Annotated in this window: 22 protein-coding genes and 1 tRNA gene; 13 read left to right on the forward strand and 10 right to left on the reverse strand. The window is 71.9% G+C overall.

Annotated features, from left to right (window positions below):
• Window positions 1-64: 64 nt before the first annotated feature.
• From rlmN to ACUY4T_RS05195, 3 genes are all read left to right on the forward strand, one after another.
• A complete protein-coding gene (gene rlmN, locus ACUY4T_RS05185; RefSeq protein WP_446017848.1) occupies window positions 65-1384 on the forward strand; it encodes a dual-specificity RNA methyltransferase RlmN in 1320 nt (439 codons plus the stop codon).
• The gene (locus ACUY4T_RS05190) at window positions 1381-1962 is read left to right on the forward strand and encodes a hypothetical protein (protein ID WP_446017849.1); all 582 of its coding nucleotides are present in this window, start codon (window positions 1381-1383) and stop codon (window positions 1960-1962) included. Before rlmN ends, ACUY4T_RS05190 begins: the two co-directional genes overlap by 4 nt.
• A gap of 270 nt (window positions 1963-2232) precedes the next feature.
• Window positions 2233-3123, forward strand: a complete 891-nt coding sequence (locus ACUY4T_RS05195) for a serine protein kinase RIO (protein ID WP_446018132.1) — start codon at window positions 2233-2235, stop codon at window positions 3121-3123.
• A gap of 25 nt (window positions 3124-3148) precedes the next feature.
• Here the strand turns inward: ACUY4T_RS05195 and ACUY4T_RS05200 are convergent, their stop codons facing one another.
• On the reverse strand, window positions 3149-4477 hold the full coding sequence (locus ACUY4T_RS05200; RefSeq protein ID WP_446017850.1) for a hypothetical protein: 1329 nt from the start codon (window positions 4475-4477) through the stop codon (window positions 3149-3151).
• 291 nt (window positions 4478-4768) lie between these two features.
• Between ACUY4T_RS05200 and ACUY4T_RS05205 the strand changes: the two genes are divergently transcribed.
• Window positions 4769-6220, forward strand: a complete 1452-nt coding sequence (locus ACUY4T_RS05205; RefSeq protein WP_446017851.1) for an MFS transporter — start codon at window positions 4769-4771, stop codon at window positions 6218-6220.
• A 76-nt stretch (window positions 6221-6296) separates the two neighbouring features.
• Here the strand turns inward: ACUY4T_RS05205 and ACUY4T_RS05210 are convergent, their stop codons facing one another.
• Window positions 6297-8918 (reverse strand): ExeM/NucH family extracellular endonuclease, encoded by a 2622-nt coding sequence (locus ACUY4T_RS05210; RefSeq protein WP_446017852.1) that lies wholly within the window; start codon window positions 8916-8918, stop codon window positions 6297-6299.
• 356 nt (window positions 8919-9274) lie between these two features.
• Between ACUY4T_RS05210 and ACUY4T_RS05215 the strand changes: the two genes are divergently transcribed.
• Window positions 9275-10285, forward strand: a complete 1011-nt coding sequence (locus ACUY4T_RS05215) for a cell wall-binding repeat-containing protein (protein ID WP_446017853.1) — start codon at window positions 9275-9277, stop codon at window positions 10283-10285.
• 31 nt (window positions 10286-10316) lie between these two features.
• Here the strand turns inward: ACUY4T_RS05215 and ACUY4T_RS05220 are convergent, their stop codons facing one another.
• The 5 genes from ACUY4T_RS05220 to ACUY4T_RS05240 form a co-directional block, all read right to left on the reverse strand.
• Window positions 10317-10919 carry a nucleoside deaminase gene (locus ACUY4T_RS05220; protein WP_446017854.1) on the reverse strand — a complete coding sequence of 201 codons (603 nt, stop codon included), beginning with the start codon at window positions 10917-10919 and terminating at the stop codon, window positions 10317-10319.
• 161 nt (window positions 10920-11080) lie between these two features.
• The gene (locus tag ACUY4T_RS05225; RefSeq protein ID WP_446017855.1) at window positions 11081-11881 is read right to left on the reverse strand and encodes an ABC transporter permease; all 801 of its coding nucleotides are present in this window, start codon (window positions 11879-11881) and stop codon (window positions 11081-11083) included.
• Window positions 11882-11891: 10 nt separating this feature from the next.
• Entirely contained in the window at window positions 11892-12845 is a 954-nt protein-coding gene (locus ACUY4T_RS05230) for an ABC transporter permease (protein ID WP_446017856.1), read from the reverse strand.
• Between the two features lie 156 nt (window positions 12846-13001).
• On the reverse strand, window positions 13002-14195 hold the full coding sequence (locus ACUY4T_RS05235; RefSeq protein ID WP_446017857.1) for an ABC transporter substrate-binding protein: 1194 nt from the start codon (window positions 14193-14195) through the stop codon (window positions 13002-13004).
• Between the two features lie 54 nt (window positions 14196-14249).
• On the reverse strand, window positions 14250-15302 hold the full coding sequence (locus tag ACUY4T_RS05240; protein ID WP_446017858.1) for an ABC transporter ATP-binding protein: 1053 nt from the start codon (window positions 15300-15302) through the stop codon (window positions 14250-14252).
• A gap of 146 nt (window positions 15303-15448) precedes the next feature.
• Between ACUY4T_RS05240 and ACUY4T_RS05245 the strand changes: the two genes are divergently transcribed.
• The 4 genes from ACUY4T_RS05245 (at window position 15449) to ACUY4T_RS05260 (ending at window position 19662) form a co-directional block, all read left to right on the forward strand.
• Complete coding sequence (locus ACUY4T_RS05245) at window positions 15449-16246, forward strand: FadR/GntR family transcriptional regulator (protein ID WP_446017859.1); 798 nt, start codon at window positions 15449-15451, stop codon at window positions 16244-16246.
• On the forward strand, window positions 16243-17034 hold the full coding sequence (locus ACUY4T_RS05250; RefSeq protein ID WP_446017860.1) for a cache domain-containing protein: 792 nt from the start codon (window positions 16243-16245) through the stop codon (window positions 17032-17034). Before ACUY4T_RS05245 ends, ACUY4T_RS05250 begins: the two co-directional genes overlap by 4 nt.
• A 116-nt stretch (window positions 17035-17150) precedes the next feature.
• Window positions 17151-17699 (forward strand): hypothetical protein, encoded by a 549-nt coding sequence (locus tag ACUY4T_RS05255; RefSeq protein ID WP_446017861.1) that lies wholly within the window; start codon window positions 17151-17153, stop codon window positions 17697-17699.
• 55 nt (window positions 17700-17754) lie between these two features.
• A complete protein-coding gene (locus ACUY4T_RS05260; protein ID WP_446017862.1) occupies window positions 17755-19662 on the forward strand; it encodes a vWA domain-containing protein in 1908 nt (635 codons plus the stop codon).
• An 18-nt stretch (window positions 19663-19680) separates the two neighbouring features.
• On the opposite strand, the gene ACUY4T_RS05265 is transcribed toward ACUY4T_RS05260, so the two are convergent.
• Window positions 19681-20382 carry a TetR/AcrR family transcriptional regulator gene (locus ACUY4T_RS05265; protein WP_446017863.1) on the reverse strand — a complete coding sequence of 234 codons (702 nt, stop codon included), beginning with the start codon at window positions 20380-20382 and terminating at the stop codon, window positions 19681-19683.
• Window positions 20383-20496: 114 nt separating this feature from the next.
• Here ACUY4T_RS05265 and ACUY4T_RS05270 point away from each other — a divergent pair, with 114 nt between their 5' ends.
• Entirely contained in the window at window positions 20497-21414 is a 918-nt protein-coding gene (locus ACUY4T_RS05270; protein ID WP_446017864.1) for an alpha/beta hydrolase, read from the forward strand.
• Between the two features lie 60 nt (window positions 21415-21474).
• Window positions 21475-21975 (forward strand): hypothetical protein, encoded by a 501-nt coding sequence (locus ACUY4T_RS05275; RefSeq protein WP_446017865.1) that lies wholly within the window; start codon window positions 21475-21477, stop codon window positions 21973-21975.
• 4 nt (window positions 21976-21979) lie between these two features.
• On the opposite strand, the gene dcd is transcribed toward ACUY4T_RS05275, so the two are convergent.
• Complete coding sequence (gene dcd / locus ACUY4T_RS05280; protein ID WP_446017866.1) at window positions 21980-22585, reverse strand: dCTP deaminase; 606 nt, start codon at window positions 22583-22585, stop codon at window positions 21980-21982.
• A 70-nt stretch (window positions 22586-22655) separates the two neighbouring features.
• On the opposite strand from dcd, the gene ACUY4T_RS05285 reads away from it, so the two are divergent.
• Both ACUY4T_RS05285 and ACUY4T_RS05290 read left to right on the forward strand, forming a co-directional pair.
• Window positions 22656-22729: transfer RNA gene (locus tag ACUY4T_RS05285), tRNA-Gly, on the forward strand.
• Complete coding sequence (locus ACUY4T_RS05290; protein ID WP_446017867.1) at window positions 22729-23115, forward strand: PPOX class F420-dependent oxidoreductase; 387 nt, start codon at window positions 22729-22731, stop codon at window positions 23113-23115. The genes ACUY4T_RS05285 and ACUY4T_RS05290 overlap by 1 nt, the downstream gene beginning before the upstream one ends.
• 7 nt (window positions 23116-23122) lie before the next feature.
• On the opposite strand, the gene ACUY4T_RS05295 is transcribed toward ACUY4T_RS05290, so the two are convergent.
• Window positions 23123-24259: an endonuclease/exonuclease/phosphatase family protein gene (locus tag ACUY4T_RS05295; RefSeq protein WP_446017868.1), complete on the reverse strand. Its 1137-nt coding sequence runs from the start codon at window positions 24257-24259 to the stop codon at window positions 23123-23125.
• Window positions 24260-24302: the final 43 nt, after the last annotated feature.

Raw genomic sequence — 24302 nt, forward strand, 5'->3', positions numbered from 1 at the left:
CACACGACACCGAGGCGCCCGGGCATCCAGCCGATGCTCGGGCGCCTCGGCGTACGCTGGGAGCATGCCGACCGACACGCCCGAGACCCCCGCACGCCCCGCGGAGGCCGCGGCGACCCCGCGCGACGGCGCCGTCCGCGAGGCGCAGGCCGGTGGCATCCGCTCGACGAAGCCCCGCCAGGTGCGGCCCAAGACCGAGGGATGGCAGCAGGCGAAGGGGCCCGACGGCCGCCCGCTGCTGCAGTTCGCGTCGCCCAAGCGCGGCAAGCCGCCCGCCCACCTCGCCGACCTCGCGCCCGAGGAGTGGAAGGCGAAGGCCGACGAGCTCGGCGTCCCGGCGTTCCGGCTCAAGCAGGTCGCGCGCCACTACTTCACCCGGTGGACCACCGACCCCGCCGAGATGACCGACCTCCCGGCCGCGGGCCGCGAGGAGCTCGTCGCCGGCCTCCTGCCGCCGCTGCTCACCGAGGTGCGCCGCCTCGAGACCGACCGCGGCGACACGATCAAGTTCCTGTGGAAGCTGCACGACGGCGCGCTCGTCGAGTCGGTGCTCATGCGCTACCCGGGCCGCATCACGCTGTGCGTGTCGAGCCAGGCCGGCTGCGGCATGAACTGCCCGTTCTGCGCGACCGGCCAGGCGGGCCTCACCCGCAACATGTCGGCCGCCGAGATCCTCGCGCAGGTGGTCGAGGCCAACCGGGTGATCGCGTCCGGGGCCCTGCACGGCAAGCGCGCCGACGACGGCACGCCCGAGCGCGTGTCGAACATCGTGTTCATGGGCATGGGCGAGCCGCTCGCGAACTACGCCCGGCTCATGCGCGCCGTCCGCACGATGGCCGCCCCCGCGCCGAACGGCCTCGGCATGTCGGCCCGCAACATCACGGTCTCGACGGTGGGGCTCGTCCCCGCCATCCGCAAGCTCGCCGACGAGCACATCCCGGTGACGTTCGCCCTCAGCCTGCACGCGCCCGACGACGGCCTGCGCGACGAGCTGATCCCGGTCAACTCGCGCTGGAAGGTCGACGAGGCGCTCGACGCCGCACGCGAGTACTTCGAGAAGACCGGTCGCCGCGTGTCGATCGAGTACGCGCTCATCAAGGACATGAACGACCACGGATGGCGCGCCGACCTGCTCGCCGAGAAGCTCAACGATCGCGGCCACGGCTGGGTGCACGTCAACCCGATCCCGCTGAACCCGACGCCGGGCTCGATCTGGACCGCGTCGGAGCTCGACGTGCAGCAGGAGTTCGTGCGCCGCCTCACCGCCGCCGGCATCCCGACCACCATCCGCGACACCCGCGGCAAGGAGATCGACGGCGCCTGCGGGCAGCTCGTCGCGACCGAGGAGGACGAGGCGGTGGCCGCCGGTACGCTACCGGCATGATGCGAACCTCGGTTCCGCTCCTCGCCGGCGTCGGCCTCGTGGCCGCGCTGCTGACCGGGTGCGTCGCCGACGGCGGCCCGGCACCGGTTCGCCCCTCGGGTTCGGCCGTGCCGACCACGGGGTCCGCACCGGCGACCGAGACGCCGGAGCCGTCGGACGCCGTCCCCGCCCCGACGACGTCGACCGGTGACGAGGTCACCTGCGAGAACGTGCTCGCGGCCGAGGATGCGGCGCGCCTCGAGGCCGACGGCCTCGCGTACCGCGCCGACCGCTCCGAGCCGTTCGGGCCCGCGGCGGCCGAGCTCGCCGCCGACGGCGGCCTGTCGTGCACCTGGCTGGGCGACGGCGACGTCGGCGTGTGGTTCACGATCCTCTCCGAGTCGGATGCCGCGTTCGCGGAGCGGTCGACGCGGCTGGGGTCGGCGGGCTGGGTGCGCACCGACTACCCGCTGCCGGGCGCGCTCGAGGCGCCGCCGGACTACGACGCGAGCTACATCCCGGTCATCGCCCACGTCGACGGCGTGACCTACTTCGCCACCTCGGCGGACTTCCTCATCTCGCTGGCGCAGTCGCGCTAGGCGCCGTCCCGCACGGGCCGCGGCCCGAGCCGGGCGACGCGGGTCTGGACGGATGCCGCGGGGCGGGCGTATGCTCGCCTGCGGGCCGCGCCACGCGGCATCCGTCGCCTCGCACGCAGGCGACCGCACCCCGCAGAGCGGGCCGAGAACGGAAGGAGTGACGTGATGACGACCGTCCTTGTCGCGCGTATCGCAGACACCCTTCCCTGCGAGGCCGCCCGCTAGCATCCGCGACGGTGGCCTCCACGATCTCGGAGAACCACCGTGAACATGCTGTCGTCACTCGACGATTCCGCCGCGCGCCGTCGCGCGGCATCCGCTGCGCCGTTCGGCGCGGCATCCGCCTTCCTCGCCTTCGACGACGTCGAGCCCGGCGAGGACCAGCGCTGGTCGACCTGGCCGGCCACCCAGCCCAGCGAGCGCGGACCGGAGCCCCGCCCCGACTGGCTCGTCACCTCCGCCGCTGCGATCGACACCGAGCTCGGGGTCGTGAAGACGGGCAAGGAGGCCGACGTGCTGCTCATCGAACGCGCCGTGCCCGGCGCCCCCGCCGACGTGCCCGGCAATGCGGTGCTGCTCGCCGCGAAGCGGTACCGCGGCGCCGAGCACCGGCTGTTCCACCGGTCGGCGATCTACACCGAGGGCCGCGGCACCCGCCGCAGTCGCGACGTGCGCGCCGTGCAGCGCGCCTCGACGTACGGCCGCGAGGTCGCGCGCACCGAGTGGGCCTACGCGGAGTTCGCCGCGCTCAGCCGGCTGACCGAGCTCGGCGCCGCCGTGCCGTACCCGGTGCAGGTGAGCGAGACCGAGGTGCTGATGGAGTTCGTCGGCGAGGGGCGCGTCGCCGCACCGCGTCTCGCGCAGGCGCGCGGATCGCGCGGGGAGCTGCGCGACCTGTTCCAGCAGGTCGCGGACTTCATGCGCACGCTCGCGCTCGCGGGCCTCGCGCACGGCGACCTCTCGCCGTACAACCTGCTCGTCGACCGGGGTCGGGTCGTCGCGATCGACCTGCCCCAGGTGGTCGACGTGGTCGCGAACCCGAACGGGTTCGAGCTGCTGCACCGCGACTGCGTCAACGTGTGCGACTGGTTCACCCGGCAGCGCCTCGAATGCGACGCCGAGGAGCTGTTCGCGGAACTCGTGGGCGACGTGACGGGCTGACGCCGCGGGGTCCGGCCGTGCCGGTTCAACCCGGCAGGACCGGGCCGTCCACGGGGTCCCAGGTCCGTCCGGCCACCGCCGTGCCGCCGTCGCCCGTCACCGGCGCAGCGCGGCCCGGGGTGTCGGGCGGCGGGCCGTGGCCGGAGCCCGACACCCAGTTCCCCACGCCGAGGTCGATGACCGTCGCGACCGAGCCGAAGAACGCGTTGTCGATCGTGTTCACGCTGAACAGCAGGTCGGCGACCTCGCTGTCGAAGCCGGCGATGTTGTTGCCGACGAACGTGTTCGACGCCACGGCCTCGTCGGGGAACAGGTAGGGCTCGTTGGCGAACGCGAACGCGCCGTTCCCGCTCAGTCGGTTGCGGCCCACGTCGGTGCCGGTGACGCTGCCGATCAGGCTGATCGCGCCGTACATCGAGTCGTGCATGACCACCCGGTTCCCCGTCACGACGGCATCATCCTGCACCTCGCCGTAGTAGGCCGAGGCGGCGAGCAGGATGCCGTCGGCGTACGGGTTCTCGCACTCCACGGTGTTGCCCGTCACGTGCGCCCGGCCGCCGAGCGAGTTCCCGATGATGATGCCGTTGCCGCCGCCGTACGGGAGCGGCGCGCGAGGCGGACCCGGCGCGACGTCGTTGTCGGCGATGGCGACCGCTCCGAGGTTCACGCCGGCGAGGATCCCGGCCGTGCTGACGCCGCGGATCACGTTGCGCTCGATGCGCGCGTCGGCGCTGAACCCGAAGAGCGCCAGGCCGTAGCCGTTGTCGGCGTGGACGTCCTCGATCAGGTTGTCGGCGATGAGGATGTCGCCCGTGACCGTCTCGAGCCCGACCACCCACACCGCCTGGCCCTTGTCGACCCCGGGGAGCCAGTCGGGGAGGCCGACGACGTCGGTGACGTGGTTGCGCGTGAACTCGAGTCCGGTCGAACCGCTGGCGTACAACGCCGCCACGCCCGGAGCGTCGAAGGTGATGTCGCTGATGCGGCTGTCGACCGGCGCGTCGTACCATCCGCGGAACGGCGCGAAGCCGCCGGCGATGGTCGTCGGGTGCGACGCCGCCACCTCCCCTTCGATCTCCACGTCCCGGTTCAGGTCGACGAAGCCGCCGCCGGGCAGGTTCGATCCGAAGTCGAAGACGCCCGGGGCGCCGTCGACCGTGGTCGCCTTCAACCGCACCGTGCCGCCCAGGTCGACCGCCGCTTGGACGTTCGGCACGTCCTGCGCCGGATCTCCCGTGGGGTAGACGAGCGTCACGTCGACTCCGGCCGCGGGACCCGCCGGAGAGCCCGCCAGGACGATCCCGATCGCGGCCGCCACCGCTCCGATGCGCTGCAACGCCTGCGCCGGTCGCATGGCGACCACCTCCTCGCCGTCGGTGCGGCCATCCTCCGCCGCACCGCGGCACCGACGACAGAGACTTCCGACCCTCGGGTCCCGCTCGTCGAGTTGCGGTGGGCGACCCCCGGGCGGGTCCGCGCGGGAGCGGCGGGGCCGGGCGGACGGCGACATCCGGGGCCACGCGACGGATGCCGCGGGGCTATCGCCCGGCGACCGCGAGGCGCTAGCCTGCACGGGATCGACGCGGATCGGCCCGGCCGGGCGCGCGGTCACCGCCCGTTCACCCCACCTCGGGAGACTCCCGCCATGACCGATCCCCATCGCCCCGCCGACCCCTCCGTCGTCGCCGCCGACCGCCACGTCTCGACCGCCGAGCTGCGCGTCATCACCGGGCTCGAGCTCGCCGGCGATCGCCCGGTGCCCCGAAAGCAGGTGTGGTCGTGGGCGCTCTGGGACTGGGCGACGCAGCCCTTCAACTCGGTGATCACGACGTTCGTGTTCTCCGTCTACCTCACGAGCGCCCTCTTCCTCGCACCCGAGGTCTCGGGGCTCTCGCCCGACGACCCCGCCTACGAGCGCGGGCTCGCCGCGCTGTCGTCGCAGCTGGGCCTCGCCGTCGGGCTCGGCGGCATCCTGATCGCGGTCCTCGCCCCGGTCCTCGGGCAGCGAGCGGATGCCGCGGGCCGCCGCAAGTTCTGGCTGGGCCTCGCCACCGCCGGGGTGATCGTCAGCCAGGCGATGATGGTCTTCGTCGAGGCCGACTGGAGGTTCTTCTGGCTCGGTGCGGGCCTCCTCGCCGCGGGCACCGTGTTCCAGGAGATCGCGGGGGTCAACTACAACGCGATGCTCGTGCAGGTGTCGAACGCCCGGACCGTGGGCCGGGTGAGCGGGCTCGGCTGGGGCTTCGGCTACCTGGGCGGCATCGTGGTGCTCGCGCTCGTCGTCGCGGCGGACTTCGCGGGCTGGTTCGGCATCCCCACCGACGACGGGTTGAACATCCGCCTCGTGGCGCTGTTCTGCGCGGTGTGGACGCTCGTGTTCTCGTTGCCCATCTTCCTGAACGTGCCCGAGGCGCCCGCGGCGCGCGGCCGCGAGCGCGTCGGCTTCTTCCGCAGCTACGTGGTGCTCGTGAAGGACATCGCGCGGCTCTGGCGCGAGGCGCGGCCGACGTTCTGGTTCCTGCTCGCGAGCGCGGTGTACCGCGACGGCCTTGCGGGCGTGTTCACGTTCGGCGCGGTCATCGCGAGCATCACGTTCGGCTTCTCGTTCAACGAGGTCGTGGTCTTCGGCGTCGCGGCGAACGTGGTCGCGGGCGTCTCCACCATCCTGTCCGGACGGCTCGACGACCGGTTCGGACCGCGCGCCGTCATCCTCGCGACGCTCGGCGGGCTCATCGTGTCGGCGGTCGTGGTGTTCTTCGCGCACGACGCCGGCAAGACGGTGTTCTGGGTGTTCGGCCTGTTCCTGTCGGCGCTCGTCGGCCCGGCGCAGGCCGCGAGCCGTTCGTTCCTCGCGCGCGTCACGCCGGCGGGCCGGGAGGGTGAGATCTTCGGCCTCTACGCGACCACGGGGCGCGCGGCGAGCTTCCTCGCCCCGCTCGCCTGGGCCGGCTTCATCGCGGTGTTCGGCGCGCAGTACTGGGGCATCCTCGGCATCGCGCTCGTCCTGGCGGCGGGGTTCGTGATGATGCTCTTCGTGCGGCTGCCCGAGCGCGTGTCGGAGGCATCGCACGCGACCGCCCCGGGTCGGGCCGGCTAGCCCTCCGTCTCCGCGACGAACGACGGCGCGCCGCCCCCGGACGGGAGCGGCGCGCCGTTGCTCTGCGCGGTGCCGGCTACGGCACCACCCGGACGGTCACCTCCTGCGTCGTGGAGTTGCCGCTCGGGTCGGTGGCCACGAACACGAAGGTGTACGAGGTCGCGAACCGGGCGAGGATCTCGGCCTGCTCGTCGGACACGATCCGCGAGTCGGCCTTCGGACCCTGCTCGATGATCTCGACCAGTTCGACGTCGACCTCGCCGGAGTCATCCGACGCCGTGATGTCGAAGTCGACCGTGCGCCACTTGTTGTTGGGCGGGAACACCAGCGACGGGTCGGCGACCACCTCGAGCTGCGGCGGCGTCAGGTCGAGGCCGATGAGCACGGGGTCGTGGTCGCTCGAACGGTACGCGTCGGGCGCGTACCAGTCGGCGACCTGGCCGGGCGACTTGAAGTTGGTGTTGTAGTCGAGGATGCTCGGCTCGTCGGCGTTGATCGCCCACTCCGCCGCACCCGTGACGTTCTCCAGCAGTCCCGGTGCGGCGAGGCCGTGGTCGAGGTAGCCGAGCTGGCCGTCGAAGACGTACGAGTAGGCGTACTCGCCCACGTACTCGTCGAGCAGGTCGGTGTACCCCGCCGTGCGGAGGGCCGTGATCGGGTCCTCCTTGTCGTAGGAGTTCAGGTCGCCGATGATGAGCTCGCGACCCGCCTCGGCACCGGTCGGCGCAGTGGCGAGCCAGTCGGCGAGCGCCTCGGCCGCGAGGGTGCGCGTGCCGTTGCAGTTGCCCTGGCCGTCACCCGTGTCCGGGTCTCCGGCGCACGCCGAGCCCTTGGACTTGAAGTGGTTGACCACGACGGTCACCTCCTCGCCGCCGGCCGCGGGCGCGAAGGTCTGCGCGAGCGCCGGGCGGTTGCGCGTGGTGTCGAAGCGCGGGTCGATCGAGCTGTCGAGGATCGCGTAGTCGCCCACGCGCTCGACCGTGGCCGGCTTGTAGATGAACGCCGTGGTGATCTCGTCGGTGCCCACCTTCCCGGTCTCGACGGCCTCGTAGGTGCCGGCGCCCATCTCCTCGTTCAGCGCCGCGACGAGCGTGTTCAGCGCCTCGCCGTCCTCGCTGTTCTCGATCTCGATCAGGCCGACGATGTCGGCGTCGATCCGGGCGATCGCGTCAACGATCTTCGCCTCCTGGCGTTCGAACTCGGCGGCCGTCTCGGCGCCGCGCTCGTCGAGGGAGGTGAAGTAGTTCAGGACGTTGAAGCTCGCGACGGTCGTGCTGCCGCCCACCTCGGGGGCCTCGCCGCGCGGGTTGGCCGTCGTGTAGTCGGCCGGCTGCGTCGGCTGGATCTTGTACGTGTTGTTGCGGTAGTCGAGCACGCCCGTGAGATCCGTCACCAGGTCGCCGCCGCGGACGCGGTTCTCCAGCGAGAACGGGTCGCCGTCCGGGTGGCGCAGCGGGTCGGGGTTCTGGTTGCTGCGGCCGTCGTCGAGCGTGATCCGGTTCAGCTGGTTGGAGGTCGCGAGCGCGACGGCCTCGGCCGAGCCGGGCGCGTACACCGCGGTCGGCTGGAACTGTCGCTCGGTGCCGAGCGCGATCTCGCCGTAGCGACCGTAGTTGAAGTACTCGAGCACGGAGAGCGACTGCGGCATCGTCACGAGCATGCCCTCGAGCGCCTCGCGCTGGGCCGCGGTGGCCGGAAGCTCGAGCGTCGTCGCCGCGGGCAGTGCGACGCCCGCGTCGCAGGCGAGCACCTCGGATGCGGTGATCTGCGTCGCGCCGAAGAACTCGCCGACGGTGCCCGTGACGGTGAGCAGGTCGCCCGTGCTCACGTCGGCCCCACCGGGCGCGTACACGAAGAGCCCGTCGGAGGTGGCGGCATCGCCGTCGCCGGAGTCCTGCAGGTAGTAGCCGTTGAAGCCGCCGACCTGGAAGTCGCCGACCACCACGCCGCGCACGGTCTGCGTGCTGCCGACCACCGGCGAGGCGGTGCCGGAGCCCTGCACGGCGCCGATCGCGACGACCTGGCTGTCGCAGGTGGGACCCTCGGGGTCGCCGCCGCCGTCGCCGTCACCGCCGCCGCCGCCGGAGCCGGCCTCGCAGTCGGCGGTGTGCGCGCCGAGGCCGTCGAAGGTGTCGGTCGCGAAGCCCGCCCACTGCACGGACGGGTCGAACACGTCGGTCGTGACCGTGTCGCCGGAGCACACGGACGCGTTGCGTCGCAGCGTGTTGTCGGCCGTCGACGTGAGGCCGGTGCCCCACTCGGTGCCCGGGTCGAAGCCGACCTGCCCGAACGAGTCGATGACGACGCCGGCCTTCTCGAGCACGATCGCGTCGTCGCCGTTGTAGAGGCTGGCGCTCGTCGTCTGGTCGGCCTGGGCGAGGATCGCCGCTCCGGCCGCCGACGCGGCGAGCACGTGCACGTCGCCCGCGGCGACCGTGCCCGTGAGGTTGATGGTCGCACCGGCGGCCGTGTTGCCGTTGAAGTACAGCTTGAGCGCGTACTGCCCGGCGCCGAGGTCGATCGGGTTCGCCGTGAGGTTCGCGATCTCGACGGCCTTGTTGTTCGAGCTGCCCTCGACGACCTCGCTGATGATCAACTCGTTCGCCACGTCGGCGGCGTAGGCCGCGGGCACGGCGAGGCCGGCCGCGGCGAGTGCACCGGCGGCGAGACCCGCGAGCGCCTGGTAGGGACGTTTCATGATGCTCCTCAATGCCGGTGGGCCCACCATGGCCCCATGCACGGGCGCAAGCATAAAGGGGCGGATGCGATGGTGTGAAGATCTTCCGCAACGACGTCATCGAACGTTATCCGGCCGGAAACCCCCTGATGAGCGTGGGGATCGAGTCCATTCGACCCGAGGAATGCTCACCTGAGCATGAATACGGGCCCTCCCTGCTCGACTGAGCACGGCCGGCGGTCCGGACCGTACGCTCCGGACTGTTAGCATCGGCTCCGCGCCTGGCGCGAACGGATCAGACGCGGCCGCATCCGCGTCGGAAGCGAGTCTCGCGCGTGGCTGGACGATACCGGAGTTCCCGCTGGACGGCGATCGCCTTGGCGGCCCTCGCCATCGTGGGGATGGTCGGAGCCGGCCCCGCCCCGGATGCCGGGGCCGAGCGGTACTGCAACCCGCAGCCGCGCGCCGTCCAGGACCGGGTCGAACGCCTGGCGGGACCGGACCGGTACTCCACGGCCGTGGCGATCTCGAAGGCCACGTTCGCCCCCGGGGTCTGCACGGTGTACATCGCCTCCGGCGCGAACTTCCCCGACGCGCTCTCCGGCGCGGCCCGCGCGGCCGCGTACACCGCCGCGCCCGTCCTGCTCGTCCAGCCCACCGGCATCCCGACGATGGTCGCCGAGGAACTGCGGCGCCTCGACCCGTACGACATCGTGGTGCTGGGCGGCCCGTCGGCGGTCTCGGCGGGCGTCGCGGCGCAGCTCGAATCGTTCGCGGAGGGCATCGTCATGCGCCTCTCGGGCAGCGACCGCTATGCGACCGCCGTCGACGTCTTCTGGACGACCCCGCAGCCCGTGGCCAAGGTGTACATCGCCTCCGGCGAGACCTTCCCGGACGCCCTCGCCGGAGCGCCGCTCGCCGGACGCGGCAACGCGCCGCTGCTGCTCACGGCGCGGTACGGGATCCCGACGTTCGTGAAGGACTTCCTGCGGATGTTGAAGCCCCAGCAGATCGTGATCCTCGGCAGTGCCGGCGCCGTCTCCAGTCAGGTCGAGTCGGAACTCCGCTCGTACACCACCGGGTCGGTGACACGCCTGCAGGGGCCGGACCGGTACGCGACGGCGGTCGCGATCTCGAAGGCGATGGCGCCGGCCGGGTCGTACACCGTGTACATCGCGTCTGGCGCGAACTACCCTGACGCGCTGGCGGTCGCTCCGACCGCCTCGCTGTCCGGGGCGCCGGTCCTGCTCGTCGCGCCCGATTCGATCCCCGACGTCGTCGCCGCGGAACTCGCGCGCCTCCGGCCCCGGCACATCGTGATCCTCGGCAGCCCCGGCGCCGTCTCGTCCGGCGTGGAGCTCGAGCTGCAGCAGTACCTGGTCCCCTGACGGCCGGGCTGCCGGGAGAGACGGAACCCGCTCAGTCGCCGACCTGGCCGCGGGCGTTGTAGACGACGGCGTCGGAGGCGCCGAACGCGCGGAACACCTCGAGCGCGTCATCCCGCCGGACCCCCGAATGCACGCGGATGCCGCGGCGCTCGAACTCGCCCATCCAGTCGGCCGGCATCGGGCCCTCGTCGAAGCCGGTGAGCTGCTGGCACTCGTCGCCGTGGCCCGCGATCACGAGTCGACGCACGCCCGACCACATCGTCGCGCCGTAGCACATGACGCAGGTCGCCCAGTTGACGACGAGCTCGAGTTCGGCGCCCTCGGCGCCCAGGTCCCAACGGCCGAGCCGCGTCTGCGCGAGGCTGAGCGCGGTCACCTCGGCGTGGGTGGAGCTGAGTCCGCTCGAGAGCACCACGTTGACGCCGGCCGAGACGAGGCGACCGGATGCCGCGTCGACCACGAGCGCGGCGAACGGCCCGCCGTTGCCGGCGCGCCAGTTGCGGTCGGCGAGCTCGATCGCGAGGCCCACGCGCGACTCGTCGTCGGGAAGCTCGGTCTCGGCCAGGCGCGGCAGCTCGTCGACGAGCCAGTCGGGCAGGGAGGCGGAGAACGACGTCGGCATCGCGGCATCCATACCGCCATTCTGGACCCCGCCGCCCCGCCCGCGCGCCCGGTTGCCGTTTTCGCCGGGTTCTGCGCCGGCGTTCCCGGCGGAATCGGCAACCCGATGGAAGGGAGGGGGTGGAGGCGCGGAGGAAGGTGCGAGAGGCGGATGGCGCGGGCGGGCGGGGCGCGTCAGCGGCGCTGCTGCTCGTCGCCCGAGAGTCGCTGCGCGAGGTAGATCGGGATGATCGAGACGAGCACGAGCACCACCGCGATGACGGCGACGATGGGCGCCTGGCTCGGCCGGAACATGTTGTTCAGGATGAAGATCGGCAGCGTCGTCACCCCCGACCCCGCCGTGAACGTCGTCACGATGATCTCGTCGAATGACAGCGCGAAGGCGAGCAGCCCGCCGGCCAGCAGTGCCGAGCGCAGCTGCGGGAACGTCACCAGCCGGAAGGTCGTGAACACGCCCGCGCCCAGGTCGGCCGACGCCTCCTCGAGCTTCGTGCCGGTGCGGCGCAGCCGTGCGATCACGTTGTTGAAGACCGTCACGATGCAGAACGTGGCGTGGGCGATCACGACCGTCCAGATCGAGAGCGGGATGCCCATGATCGTGCGGAAGAAGTTGTTCAGCGCGATACCGGTGATGATGCCGGGCAGCGCGATCGGCAGGATGACGAGCAGGTTCACCGTCTGCCGGCCGAAGAAGTCGAACCGCTGCAGCGCGAACGAGATGAGCGTGCCCAGCACGAGCGCGATCGCCGTCGAGATGAGCGCGACCATCACGCTCGTGCCCACCGCGTCCATCGCGCCCGCCGACGCGAACGCGCGCCGCCACCACTCGAGGGTGAACCCGGGCGGCGGCCACGACAGCGACGTCGAGGTCGAGAACGAGTTCACGAGCACCACGAAGAGGGGCACGTACACGATCACGAGGATGAGGCCGGCCACGGCCCCGAGCATCGTGCGCGAGAGTCGGGAGAGTCGCATCCGTTCGCCCCTAGAGGTTGTCGAGCGCACCCGTGCGACGCACGAGCGCGAGGTAGCCGAAGATGATCGCGATCGGGATGAGCGCGATCGCCGCTGCGAGCGGCAGGTTGTTCGCCGCGCCGACGTTCGTGTAGACGAGGTTGCCGAGCATCTGGCTCGCCCCGCCGACGATGTTCACGGTGATGTAGTCGCCGAGCGAGAGCGAGAAGCTGAAGATGGTGCCGGCGATGATCGCGGGCATCGCGAGCGGCAGCACGACGTGGCGCACGGTCGGCCAGGTCTTGCCGCCCAGGTCGGCGGAGGCCTCGAGCAGCGAGTCGGGCACGCGCTCGAGCCCCGCGTAGATCGGGAGGATCACGTACGGCAGCCAGAGGTACGACAGCGTGATGACGGTCGCGGGCAGGCCGTAGCCGGGGGTGTGCAGGCCGAACGGCGAGACGAGCCATTCGAGGATGCCGTCCTGCGAGAGCACCGACCGCCAGGCGTACGCCTTCACGAGGTAGCTCGCCCAGAGCGGCATGAGCACCGCGATGACGAGGATGCGACGGGCGCGCGGCGACGCGACCTTCGCCATGTAGAACGCGATCGGCAGCGCCAGGGCGACGTCGATGATGGTCACGAGCAGCGCCACGCCGATCGTGCGGAACGTGACCGTCTGGTAGAGCGAGCCGGTGAGCACCGTGACGATGTTGTCGAGCGTCCACTCGGTGCGGATCTGGCCGGTGAAGCTGTCGACCGTCCAGAAGGCGGTGACGAGCAGTGCCGCCAGGGCGACGACGTACACGAGGCCGAGCCAGAACAGCGGCGCGGAGAGCAGCAGCGCGAGCCGCATCCTCGGGTGCGTACTGAGGAACACCGAGGTGCGGCGGCCGGCCCCCGACTTCGGCCTGCGGACGGGCTCGCGGGAGCCGTCGTCGGTGTCCGGGCCGCGGACCGGTGCCGGTGCCGTCGCATTCATCGTCATGCGTGCTTCCTGTCGGGTGGTGCTCGGGGAGTTCGGTGGTGCGGGTCGAGGGGCGAGGGGGCGGGGGCGGACCGGGAAGCCCGGCCACGGGCCCGAGATCGAGGGGGGGCGGATCTCGAGCCCGCGGCGCCGGACTCCCCGGCCCGCGTCAGGGGGTCAGCCCTTGATCTCCTGCCAGGCCGCCGTCCACTGCGCGTAGTCGACGCACTCGACGTCGGTGCGGCCGTCGACGCACTCGGCGACGGGGGTCGTCCAGTACCAGATCTTCGAGGCGAACTCCTCGTCACCGGCATTGAACGCCTCGCACGAACCCTCGCTGCGGAACTCGCACGCGGCCTGGTTCGACGGCGCCTCGCCGAAGTACTCGGTCGCGGCGGCGTTCGCCTCCGGGCTCGCGATGTAGTCGAGCCACGCGTACGCGCAGTTCGGGTTGGCGGCGTCGGCCCCGACCATCCACGTGTCGGACCAGCCGGTGGCGCCTTCCTCGGGCAGCACGACCTCGGTGGTCGCGCCCGATCCGGCGAGCACGTTCTGGATGACCTGCCAGGTGGTGCCGACGACCGAGTCGCCCGACTCGAACGCCTGGATCTCCTTCAGGTAGTCGGACCAGTACTCGCCGATGTGCTGGCGCTGCTCCTTGAGGAGGTCGACCGCGGCCTGGAACTGCTCCTCGTCGAGCGCGTAGGGGTTCTCGATGCCGAGCTCGGGCTGATGGGTCATCAGGTAGACGGCCGCGTCGGCGATGTAGATCGGCGAGTCGTAGGCGGTCACCTTGCCGGAGTTCTCACCCGCGTCGTCGAACACGACGTCCCACGAGGTGGGCGCCTCGGGGAAGGCCTCCGTGTTGTACATGAGCAGGTTCGCGCCGTAGCCGTGGGGCACGCCGTAGGACTGCCCGTCGACGGAGTTCCACTCCTTGTCCTTCAGGAAGTCGTAGATGCCCTCGTAGTTCGGGATGAGGTCGGTGTTGACGGGCGCGACCTCGCCGCCGGCGATGAGACGGAGGGTGGCGTCGCCGGATGCCGCGACGACGTCGTAGTCGCCGGTCTTCATGAGGTTCACGGCCTCGTCGGAGGTGCCGTAGGTCTTGGACGTGACCTCGCAGCCGGTCTCCTCCTCGAACGGGGTCACCCAGTCGACGGCGGGGTCGTTGGAGCCGTCCTCGACGTAGCCGGGCCACGCGAGGATCGAGACCTGGCCCTCGGTGTCGCCGAGCTCGGTGGCGGCGTCGCCGGTGGCGGCGGGCTCGCCCGAGGTGGTTCCGCAGGCGGTCAGGGTGAGCAGCGCGATCGAGCCGATCGCGACGCCGACGGTCGCGCCGCGGCGCGCCGTGCGCGGGATGCGCATCATGGTTCTCTCCTGGTTTCTCTGTGTGGGTGTGGTGCAGGTTCCGGGGTGCGGCCGTCAGGCGGCGGGCGCCGACTCGGCGGCATCCGCACCGCCGAGCGCGATGACGTCGTCGTCGTGCCAGCTGACGACGACGCGGTCGCCGCGGTCCTCGTCGTGGACGCGGTTGCGGTCGTTCTGCTCGAGCACGCTGATCCGCAGGCCGGCGTCGAGGTCGACGACGAGGCGGATGCCGCTGCCGAGGTAGATCGTCTCGACGACGGTGCCGGGGGCGTTGCGAATGCCTGGGCCGGTCTCGCCGGAACCGACGGTCATCTTCTCGGGGCGGACCGAGTGCACGCCGCCGACGCCGAGGAGCTCGCGCGAGACGCGGTCGTCGAGGAGGTTCGAGGTGCCGACGAAGTCGGCGACGAAGCGCGAGGCCGGCCGCTCGTAGAGCTCGGCGGGGGTGCCGAGTTGCTCGATGCGCCCGTTGTTGAACACCGCGACCCGGTCGGAGAGCGTGAGGGCCTCCTCCTGGTCGTGGGTGACGAAGATGAAGGTGATGCCGAGGTCGCGCTGGATCTGCTTCAGCTCGACCTGCATCTGCTCGCGGAGCTTGAGGTCGAGGGCGCCGAGCGGCTCGTCGAGGAGCAGCACCTTGGGCTCGACGACGGTGGCTCGGGCGAGGGCGACGCGCTGCCGCTGGCCGCCCGAGAGCTGCGCGGGCTTGCGGTCGGCCATCTGCTCGAGGCGGACGGACGCGAGCGCCCGACGGGCGCGCTCGTTGCGCTCGGACCGGCCGATGCCGCGGACGCGCAGGCCGTACGCCACGTTGTCGAGCACGTTCATGTGCGGGAACAGCGCGTAGTCCTGGAAGACGGTGTTGACGTCGCGGTCGAAGGGGGCGCGCCGGGTCACGTCGTCGCCGAAGAGCTCGATCGTGCCGCCCGTGGGCTGCTCGAAGCCGGCGATGAGCCGCAGGACGGTCGTCTTGCCCGACCCGGAGGGACCGAGCATCGAGAAGAACTCGCCCGCCGCGATCTCGAGATCGACGTGGTCGACGGCGGTGACGGCGCCGAACTCCTTGGTGAGCCCGGTGAGCCGGATGGCCGGCTGCTGGTCGGTCATTGACGATCTCCTTCGATGTCGATGCTCAAAATCATATGGCTTCATATGTCATAGTCCAGAGGTCCGTGTTACGGTCAGGTCACGGATGCGGCGGATCCCGCCCCCAGTCCGGGGGCCCTGCCGCGGCGCACCATCGAGGAGGACGGATGCCGCACGCGACCGCGCGCGCCGACGCCGCACGCGCCGTGATCTTCTCCCCGCTCGACGGCGCGGGCCGCGCCGAGCTCGTCGAGCAGCGGCTCACCGACGCGATCGTCTCCGGCGTCCTCCACGACGGCGAGCGCCTGCCGAGCGAGGCCGAGCTGGCCAAGCGGCTCGGCGTGGCGCTGGTGACCGCGCGCGAGGCGCTCGTCGCGCTGCGCCACAAGGGCCTGGTGCGCACGCGCCGCGGCCGCGACGGCGGCAGTTTCGTCACGTACGACCGCGACACGTCCGCGCGACTCGTCGACCAGCGGCTCCTCGCGACCAGCCGCATCGAGCTCCGCGACCTGTCGCTGCTCGTCGCCGCGATCGCCGGCATGGCCGCCGAGGTCGCTGCCGACCGCGCGAGCGACGACGACGTGCGGTCGCTCGAGGAGATCGACGCGCGCGCCGACCTCGCGACGCCCGGCGGCGCGCGGCGGGCCGTCAGCCGCTTCCGGCTGGAGGTCGCCGCGGTCAGCCAGTCGCCGAGGCTCGTGCACGAGGAACTGCGCCTCCAGGCCGAGACGGGCTCGTTCCTCTGGCTGTGCCTGCGCCGACAGGAGTACCGTGACCGGAGCAGGGAGTCGCGGCTCGAGGTGATCGACGCGATCCGTGCCGCCGATCCGGAACGCGCCCGCGGTGCGACCGTGGCGCACATCACCTCGTGCGTCGAGTGGCTCATCGACGAGAAGGCGCGGCTCGAAGCGGAGGCCGATGCGGCGGACGAGGTCCCGCCGCCGAGGGAGGGGAGCGCATCATGACGCACGCCGTCGCCATCGACGCCGACGCGATCGCCCGGCGCGTCGCCGACGTCATCGATCCCGTGTTCGCCGTCATCGACCGGTGGCGCGACGACGCCGAGCGGCGGCTCGCCGCCGAACCGGAGCCGCGCGCCGCGTCGTTCGACCCGGTCGTGCATGGGCTCGTCGCCGACGAGCTCGGCCGCCCCGGCACCCTGATCACCGGCGCCGGCTTCGTCGCCGCTCCGGGGTACCTCGCCGACGCGCCCTGGCACCTCGCCTGGTGGCTGAGCGGGCGGTCGCCGTTCCAGGCGGATGCCGCCCGCGGCATCCGTCGCCTCGATGCCGTGAGCGACCCCGACGCCGAGTCGTTCCGCGACTACACCACGCTCGAGTGGTGGCGGGTCCCCGAGCGCACGGGCAGCCGGCACCTGACCGGGCCCTACGTCGACTACCTCTGCACCGACGACTACACGGTGACGATCACCACGCCGGTCCGCGTCGGCGGCGAGATGGTCGGCCTCGTGGGCGCCGACGTGTACGTCGCGAGCCTCGAGCACGTGCTGCTGCCGGTGCTCCGCGACGCCGGGCGCACGTGCACGATCGTCAACGCGTCGAGCCGGATCGTCGCGTCGAGCGAGACCCACCGCGCGACGGGCGCGCTGCTGCGCCTCGAGGGCCTGGCCGACGCGCTCGCCCCGCTGCGCGAAGCCGAGGCCGCGGGCCGGGTGACGGATGCCGCGAGCCTGCCGGGCGGCGTCACGGTCGTCCCGTGCGGCGACACCTCGCTCGCGCTCGTGGTCGAGTAGCCGGGCCGGCGTACCGGCGCTCGCGCCATCCGCTCCGATAGTCTGGGCGCGACGGATGGCCGGCGCTCGTCGATGCCGGGCGCCCTGGACGAGGGACCGGTGGTCGGCTCGTGACGATGACGATCGGTGAGAAGCGGCGCCGTCGTCGTCGACTGCGCGCGGCGGCGTACGCCGGGGTCGCCGCGGCGTGGGCACTCACGGTCTGGCTGAGCACGCTGCTCGCCCCGCCCGACTGGATGCGCCTGCCCGTGCTCTTCCTGCACCTCGCCTCGCTCGTCGTCGGCCTCGGCGCGGTCGTGATGATCGAGTGGCACGGGCTGCTCTGGGCCACCGGGTGGAGCACGGCGCGCGAGGTCCGGCAGGCGGACCGCACCCTCATCCTCCCCGTGTGGGTCGGCCTCGGCGGGCTACTCGCGACCGGCGCGCTGCTCCAGCCCGACCTCGGCGAGCCGCTGACGGTGGTCAAGCTCTTCGCCGTCCTCGTCCTCTCGCTGAACGGCGTGGCGCTCACTCGGTGGACCTCCGACCTGGCGCGCATGCCGGCGAAGGCGCACTTCCGCGCGCTGCCCCGTTCGGCACGCACCGCGTACATCGTCAGCGGCGTCGTCTCGCAGCTGGCGTGGTGGACCGCGGTGCTCATCGGCATGCTCAACTCGACCGGGTGAAGGGACGGCTCCCTGTGTTCGTCCAGCATCACCTGAGATAGGCTCACGAATCGCCATGACCCACACCCCTGCCCCCGCCCGCCGCGACCGAGCCCGCCTGCGCGAAGAAGGTCGCCGGCGACGCCAGCGGGTCGTCTGGGGCGTCATCGCGGGGGTCGCGGCGATCCTCCTCGTCGGCGTCGGCGTGGTCACCGCAGCCGTGATCGGCAACCAGGGTTCGTCGAGCGCCGCCGACGCCGATCCGGCCGCGCCGGAGCCCATCGTCTTCCCCGCCGACGAGCCCGCCGAGGCCGACGGCGAAGGACCGTGCACCACCGTGCGGGTGCTCTCCTCGTTCGAGAACGCCGAGATGGTCGCCACCCTCGCCGAGGCGTACAACGCCGAGCCGCGCGACGTCGACGGAGCGTGCGTCGAGGTGGTCGCGAGCCGCGACAAGTCCGGCGTGGCCGCCGAGGACGCCGCCGCGGGCTGGGAGGACCAGCCCGAGGACGAGCGTCCGGTCGCGTGGATCCCGGACTCCGGGTCGTGGCTCGGCGTCGCACGCGAGTCCGGCGGCTCGGCGGACGTGCCGTCGTCGTCGACCAGCATCGGGTCGTCGAACATCGTGCTGGCGATGCCCGAGGAGCTCGCGGCCGAGATCGGCTGGGACGAGGAGCCGCCGACGTGGGCCGAGGTGTTCGAGACGGCGGACGACGCCGACGTCTGGACGGACCTCGACCATCCCGAGTGGGGCGAGTTCAAGCTCGGCAAGACGAGCCCGGTCGTCGCGACCTCCGGCGAGTCGGCGATGCTGGCCTCGTACGGCGCCGCCGCGGGTTCGGTGGCCGACGTCACGGCCGCCGACATCTCCGACGAGGACGTCGCCGACGAGGTGAAGCAGCACGAGCTCGCGACGAGCCACTACATGGCCACCCCCGAGCACTTCCTCTGGCACGCCCGCCAGAGCGAGGAGAAGGGCGGCTCGGCCGCGGACTTCCTCTCGGCGGTCATCGTCGACGAGAAGTCCGTGTGGGACTACAACCGCGGCATCACCAGCCGCGACGGCGTCACCCGCATCGAGAGCGAGGCCCCCGCCGAGCAGCTCGTGCCGATCTATCCCGCCGACGGCCACCACGTCGCGGACAACCCCGCCGTCGTGCTCACCGGCTCGTGGGTCGAGGAGGCCGAGGCGGCGGCGGCCGAGGACTTCATCCGGTTCGCCGGCACGAAGGAAGGCCAGGCCGTGGTGCGCGACGCCGGCTACCGCGACCTCAACGGCGAGCTCGACGCGGAGGTCGCCGAGGTCGGCGCCCTCGCGACGGCGCCGAAGGGCGGACTGGACTTCCCCGACGCCGAGGTCGTCGTGGCGATGCACGAGGCGTTCCCCGAGGTGCGCAAGCGCGCCAACGTGCTCTTCCTGGTCGACGTGTCCGGGTCGATGGGCGATCCGATCGCGACGGGCGAGTCGAAGCTCGCCGGCGCGAAGGTCGCCATCGAGAAGGCGCTCGACCACTTCGCCGACGGCGACCGGGTCGGACTCGCCGCGTTCTCCGAGGTCGACGCGAACGCGCTCGCCCCGGGCGAGGTGAGCGCCGTCGACGACATCGCCGACACCCGCGACCGCTTCGAGACGGCCCTCGCCGCGCTGAAGCCCATCGAGTGGACGCCGCTCTACGAGGCCGTCGACACGTTCGCCAAGCGCCAGGCCGCCGACTTCGACCCCGACCGCATCAACGCGATCGTGCTGCTCAGCGACGGCCGGAACGAGACCGAGGCCCCGAGCACGACGGCGCAGCAGATGCTCGGCACGCTCGACGAGATGCACCACTCCACGCCGGTGCTGGTGTTCACGCTCGCCTACGGCGCCGACGCCGACGTGAAGACGCTCCAGTCGATCTCGAGCGCCACGGGCGCCCACTACTACGACGCGACCGACCCCACCGAGGTCGACGAGGTGCTCGGCGACCTCGTCACGAGCTTCTAGCCCCGAGGGCGTCAGGCGTCAGGCGTCGGCGTCGGCGACGAACGCGTCGATCGCCTCGGCGTCGCCGCCCCAGCCGCGCAGTCGCGCGGCGATGCCAGCGCGCGCCCGCCGGTACGACGAGTTGCGCCCGGTCAGCAGCGAGTCGCGGTTCGCGAGGTCGAGCAGGGCGCTGAACTCGAAGGCGGCCTGCTTGGCGTCGTCGAGGCCGGGGAGCTCGCCGGCGTCGTGCGCGTGCTGGAGCGTCGCGGCGAGGTACCCGCCCCACTCGCGGAGCGTCGAGGCCACGGCGTCGCGCACCTCCCCCGGCTTCGCATCGAAGTCGGCCGCGGCCTCGGCGAAGAAGCACCCGCCTGGGAACACCCGGTCGCGGGAGTAGGCGATCCAGTGGTCGACGAGGGCGAGCGCGCGCGCGAGTCCGCGCGGGTGCGCTCGGGCCGGATCGATCACGGTCTCGATGAACCGGTCGCGTGCGGCCTCGACGGTGGCGAGCTGCAGCCGCTCCTTGCTGCCGAAGAGCGTGGCGACGTTGCTCTTGGACAGCCCGGCGGCCTGGGCGATCCGGCCGATCGAGAGCTGGTCGAGCCCCTCGACCGAGGCGAGGTCGCAGGCCGCGGCGAGGATGACCCGGCGCGAGGCGTCGCCGCGCAGCCGCCGGCCGTCGGGCTGGGCGGTCGCCGCCGCGGCATCCGTCGGCGTGCTCGCCAGCATCGTCTCACTCATGCTTGCAGTTTACGCACGAACGTTCGTATACTCAACGTACGATCGTTCGTATTGATCACTCGAGCGGATGCCGCGGCCCTGCCGCTCCCGCATCCCGTCGGATCGGAGCCCTCCATGTCACGCACCCTCCTCGCGGCCGCCGCGACCGTCCGCGCCGCCGAGCGCCTCTCCCCCGACGCGGCCGCCCGCCTCGCGATGCCGCTGTTCCGGCAGGTGGGCAGACCGCTGCCCGTGCGCGCGGCGGACGCCGCCACCCATCTCGCGGCCCGGAGGAGCACCCTGCGCGTCCGCGGCCGCGAGCTCGCCGCGTACGAATGGGGCGACGGGCCCGACACGATCCTGCTCGTGCACGGATGGCGCGGGCGAGCCTCGCAGTTCGCCCCCATCGTCCGCGAACTGCGCGCGGAGGGCTTCCGGCTGGTCGCGTTCGACGCGCCCGCCAACGGCGAGTCCGCCGGGCGCCGGGCCGACATCCGCGATTGGCTCGCCGCGATCGAGGCGCTGCAGTTGCGCGAAGGCCGGTTCCACACGGTGATCGGCCACTCCTTCGGCTCGATGGCCGCCCGCGCGGCCGTGACGGATGGCGTGGCCGCGGGCGCCGTCGTCGCGATCGGCGGCATGTCGTCGGCGCGGCACCTCCTCGATTCCTTCGGGGCCCGCGTCGGCGTCGGGCAGGCGACCGTCGACGCCCTCGCCGACCGCTTCGCCCGGCGCGTGCTGCCCCACCTCGACGACCCGTGGCCGCGGTTCGACGGCGCCGTCACGCCGCTGCCCGAGGCGATGCCGCTGCTGGTGGTGCACGACCGCACCGACCGCGAGGTGCCGCTCGCCGAGGCGCACCGGCTGCACGACGCCCACGGCGCCCGCTCGCGCCTCGTGGTCACCGACGGCCACGGCCACAACCGCGTGCTCGGCGCCGACCCTGCCCTCGACGCGATCACCGCCTTCGTGACGGGCGGGCCGAGCGGGCTCGACCGGCTCACGGCTGCGGCGGCGCTCGGCGACGGCGGAGCGGCATCCGTTCGCCCCTGATGCCCCGGAGGGCCCTTCGGCACTCCTGCACGCCCGCGGGCGCGCGACACTCGGAGGACCATGTCCACCGATCCCGCCGCCATCCCCGACGCACCCGGCCCGTCGCCGCGACCGCGACGAACGGCCGGTCCGACCGCGCGCCGGGTCGGGTACGCGGTGGCGACGCTCGTCGACGTCGTCCTGCTCTCCCTCGTGAACGTCTGGCCCGGCTGGCAGGTGCTGCCGTTCCTCGACGACCGGTTCGCGGAGGTGCTGCCCTGGATCAACGCGGGGCTCGCGGTCGGCGCCGTCGCCAACCTCCTGAACGCCGTGTTCGACCGCAGGTGGCTGCGCGCTTTCGGCGACCTGGCCACGACGATCGTCGGCATCGTCGGGCTCGTGCTCCTCTGGACCGTCTTCCCGTTCGACTTCGGCGACTCGACCGTCCCGTGGGAGGCCATCGTGCGCACGATCCTCGTCATCGCGATGGCGGGCTCGGCGATCGGCGCGGTCGCCGCGCTGGTCGCGCTGGTCCGGGCGTTGTTCGCCGACGCGGACGACCTGGAACGACCGAAGGACTGAGGGCTCAGCGGCCGGGCGAGCCGGCGTCGGTGATGCCGACATCCGCTCGGCTGAAGTTCTGGAACGAGCGCGATGCCGTCGGCCCGCGCTGCCCCTGGTATCGCGACGAGTACTCGGCCGAGCCGTAGGGCCGCTCGCTCGGCGACGACAGGCGGAAGAAGCAGAGCTGGCCGATCTTCATGCCGGGCCACAGCTTGATCGGCAGCGTCGCGACGTTGCTCAGCTCGAGGGTGACGTGGCCGGTGAAGCCGGGGTCGATGAAGCCCGCCGTCGAGTGCGTGAGCAGGCCGAGCCGGCCGAGCGAGCTCTTCCCCTCGAGGCGCGCGGCCACGTCGTCGGGCAGGGTGACCGCCTCGAACGTCGACGCGAGCACGAACTCGCCCGGGTGCAGCACGAACGCCTCGTCGGGCCGCACCTCGATGAGGTGCGTGAGCTCGGGCTGATCCTCGGCCGGATCGATGAACGGGTACTTGTGGTTGTCGAACAGCCGGAAGTACCGGTCGAGCCGCACGTCGATCGACGACGGCTGGATCATCGCCGGGTCGTACGGGTCGAGCCGGATGCGCTCGCGATCGAGTTCGGCCCTGATGTCGCGATCCGAGAGAAGCACGAGGCCAGCCTACCGAGGGGGTGGCTGCGGCTTGCTACGATGGTCTCCGCGGCGTCTCAGGATGCCGCACGCCGATGTAGTTCAATGGTAGAACTTCTGCTTCCCAAGCAGACAGCGCGGGTTCGATTCCCGTCATCGGCTCCATGATCACGGATGAGGCACGGGCGTTCCTCGCCGAGCGCCACCTCGCAACGCTCTCGACGCTCGACCGGCACGGGCGCATCCATTCCGTTCCCGTGGGCATCACCTTCCTCGACGGCGTCGTCCGCGTCATCGGCAGTCGCGGGTCGCAGAAGTTCCTCAATGCGCAGCGCTCCGGTCGCGCCAGCGTGAACACGGTCGACGGAGCGAGGTGGATCAGCTTCGAGGGGCCGGCGCGGGTCCTCGACGATCCCGAGTCGGTCGAGCTGGCCGTGCGGCTCTACGCCGAGCGGTACCGGCAGCCGCGACCGAATCCCCAGCGCGTGGTCCTCGAGCTCACGGTGGAGCGCGTGCTCGGGTCGCGCGGGATGCGGGTCGAGCACGGATGACCGGGCCTCAGGTCGCCGCGGCGAGCTCCCGCAGGTAGTCGTCCGAGAAGTCGGTGGCGATCTCCACCCAGAGCGGGCTGTGGTCCGACATCTGCCAGGTCCGCCACGTGCGGTAGCGCTCCAACTCGCTCTTGCGGACGGGCTTCGGCGGCACGAGGTGCGCGTAGAGCGGCAGGTCGTCGTCGGTGAACACGTCCTGGTAGAGGTCGAGCATGCCGCCGTCGGCCACCCGGAACCGCGGGTCCTTCACCCGCACGGCGATCTGGTCGTAGAAGTGGTTCCGGTTCGGGAAGTTCGTGCCGTCGATCGGCTCGGGCACGCGGAACTTCTTGGCGGTCAGCGCCGCCATGGTCTCGTGCTCGGGACTCACCACGTTGAAGTCGCCGAGCAGGATGTAGTTCTCGGCCAGTTGCGGCGTCTTCCCCCGGCTCTCGCGGTCCTGCCGCTTGGCGAAGAACGACACGAGCGCCCGGATCTCGGCGATCCGCCGCCGCAGCGCGACGCCCGAGTCCTCCCCGTAGTAGATGTGCACGGTGCACAGGTTGAAGCGGAACCACCCCGCCTGGAACGCGACGAGGAACGGCGTGCGCGCGAACTGCTGCCCCTCCATCGCCTCGGCCTCCGTCGGCGGGAGGTCGGGCACGAGCGCGGCCTCGGCCGGGGTCCGCTCCGCGGGCGGCGCGACCGCGGCGGCCGGCACCACCAGTTGCCCCTTGGGGAGCACGATCTCACCGGCGATGTGGCGGAACCACACCTTGTCGCGATTGAACAGGAACGCCATCCGCTCGCCGTTGCCGCCGGTGCCCTCGGTGGTGTCGGTGAGCAGGTAGTCCCAGTTCCCGCCCAGGATCCGGACGAGGCGGTCGAAGTCCGTCAAGTCGTCGTTCACCTCCTGCAGCGCGATGAGGTCGAAGCAGGATGCCACCTCGGCGAGGTAGTAGAACGACTCGTCGAGCCGCCCCGCCGGGTTGAACTTGTCGGCACCGAGGTCCCTGATGTTCCAGGTCGCCAGCAGGATGGACGAGTCCTTGCGCTTGGCCCGCAGCGGCGCCAGCGTCGTGCGCATCGCCACCAGCCGTTCGGCGCAGCGCCTCCGCATCTCCGGATCCGGGATCGACCGGACGCCGTTGTACCAGTTCGACATCGCCGCCCCCCGGATGCAATCGCGAACTCGCATCGGGCTGCCT

Source organism: Agromyces arachidis (assembly GCF_052805135.1).

Excerpts from the sequence above, each read along its gene's own strand:
- ACUY4T_RS05275 (WP_446017865.1), top strand. The coding sequence starts at position 21,475 with ATGTCCACCGATCCCGCCGCCATCCCCGACGCACCCGGCCCGTCGCCG.
- ACUY4T_RS05245 (WP_446017859.1), top strand. The coding sequence starts at position 15,449 with ATGCCGCACGCGACCGCGCGCGCCGACGCCGCACGCGCCGTGATCTTC.
- ACUY4T_RS05260 (WP_446017862.1), top strand. The coding sequence starts at position 17,755 with ATGACCCACACCCCTGCCCCCGCCCGCCGCGACCGAGCCCGCCTGCGC.
- rlmN (WP_446017848.1), top strand. The coding sequence starts at position 65 with ATGCCGACCGACACGCCCGAGACCCCCGCACGCCCCGCGGAGGCCGCG.
- ACUY4T_RS05220 (WP_446017854.1), bottom strand. The coding sequence starts at position 10,919 with ATGGATGCCGCGATGCCGACGTCGTTCTCCGCCTCCCTGCCCGACTGG.
- ACUY4T_RS05195 (WP_446018132.1), top strand. The coding sequence starts at position 2,233 with ATGCTGTCGTCACTCGACGATTCCGCCGCGCGCCGTCGCGCGGCATCC.
- ACUY4T_RS05200 (WP_446017850.1), bottom strand. The coding sequence starts at position 4,477 with ATGCGACCGGCGCAGGCGTTGCAGCGCATCGGAGCGGTGGCGGCCGCG.
- ACUY4T_RS05250 (WP_446017860.1), top strand. The coding sequence starts at position 16,243 with ATGACGCACGCCGTCGCCATCGACGCCGACGCGATCGCCCGGCGCGTC.
- ACUY4T_RS05235 (WP_446017857.1), bottom strand. The coding sequence starts at position 14,195 with ATGATGCGCATCCCGCGCACGGCGCGCCGCGGCGCGACCGTCGGCGTC.
- ACUY4T_RS05295 (WP_446017868.1), bottom strand. The coding sequence starts at position 24,259 with ATGTCGAACTGGTACAACGGCGTCCGGTCGATCCCGGATCCGGAGATG.
- ACUY4T_RS05205 (WP_446017851.1), top strand. The coding sequence starts at position 4,769 with ATGACCGATCCCCATCGCCCCGCCGACCCCTCCGTCGTCGCCGCCGAC.
- ACUY4T_RS05265 (WP_446017863.1), bottom strand. The coding sequence starts at position 20,382 with ATGAGTGAGACGATGCTGGCGAGCACGCCGACGGATGCCGCGGCGGCG.
- ACUY4T_RS05225 (WP_446017855.1), bottom strand. The coding sequence starts at position 11,881 with ATGCGACTCTCCCGACTCTCGCGCACGATGCTCGGGGCCGTGGCCGGC.
- ACUY4T_RS05230 (WP_446017856.1), bottom strand. The coding sequence starts at position 12,845 with ATGACGATGAATGCGACGGCACCGGCACCGGTCCGCGGCCCGGACACC.
- ACUY4T_RS05270 (WP_446017864.1), top strand. The coding sequence starts at position 20,497 with ATGTCACGCACCCTCCTCGCGGCCGCCGCGACCGTCCGCGCCGCCGAG.
- ACUY4T_RS05290 (WP_446017867.1), top strand. The coding sequence starts at position 22,729 with ATGATCACGGATGAGGCACGGGCGTTCCTCGCCGAGCGCCACCTCGCA.
- ACUY4T_RS05255 (WP_446017861.1), top strand. The coding sequence starts at position 17,151 with ATGACGATCGGTGAGAAGCGGCGCCGTCGTCGTCGACTGCGCGCGGCG.
- ACUY4T_RS05190 (WP_446017849.1), top strand. The coding sequence starts at position 1,381 with ATGATGCGAACCTCGGTTCCGCTCCTCGCCGGCGTCGGCCTCGTGGCC.
- ACUY4T_RS05210 (WP_446017852.1), bottom strand. The coding sequence starts at position 8,918 with ATGAAACGTCCCTACCAGGCGCTCGCGGGTCTCGCCGCCGGTGCACTC.
- ACUY4T_RS05240 (WP_446017858.1), bottom strand. The coding sequence starts at position 15,302 with ATGACCGACCAGCAGCCGGCCATCCGGCTCACCGGGCTCACCAAGGAG.